General features: G+C 60.6%; 1 protein-coding gene. It reads left to right on the top strand.

The window, feature by feature from the left end; all coding sequences use genetic code 11:
* A partial coding sequence (locus EN857_RS33355) for a DUF3108 domain-containing protein (protein ID WP_135897677.1) occupies positions 1 to 432 on the top strand: 432 nt, incomplete at both ends.

Here is a 432-nt window from a genome sequence, read left to right as displayed (position 1 = left end):
CGGCGTCTACTCGATCGACGGCAGCGTCTCGGCCGCGGGACTGGCCAAGCTGTTTGACGATACACGCGGGACAATCTCTTCCAAGGGCACAATTTCAAGCCAGAAAATGGTGCCGCAGGCGTTCCGCGCCGACTACACCTCCGGCAAGAAGGCCTCTCTGGTCGATATCCGTTTTGGCAACGGCAATGTCACCTCCACCAAGGTGGTTCCGGCACCGGAAAAGCGCGATCCCAAGTCCTGGGTGCCGCTTGGCGCGGGTGACCTGAAGTCGGTGCTCGATCCGATGGCGGCGACCGTCATCTACGCCGACAGTCTCGACAAGGTCTGCGGGCGAACGGTCAAACTCTATGACGGCGAAATGCGCGCCAACCTGACGTTGACCTACGCTTCGAAAGGCTCGATCTCGGTGCCTGGCTATAAGGGTGACACGGT

This window comes from Mesorhizobium sp. M4B.F.Ca.ET.214.01.1.1 (assembly GCF_004791545.1).
GTDB lineage: Bacteria > Pseudomonadota > Alphaproteobacteria > Rhizobiales > Rhizobiaceae > Mesorhizobium > Mesorhizobium abyssinicae.
The sequence above is the reverse complement of the archived record's forward strand: the minus strand, read 5'-3'. Positions and strand labels throughout refer to the sequence as shown.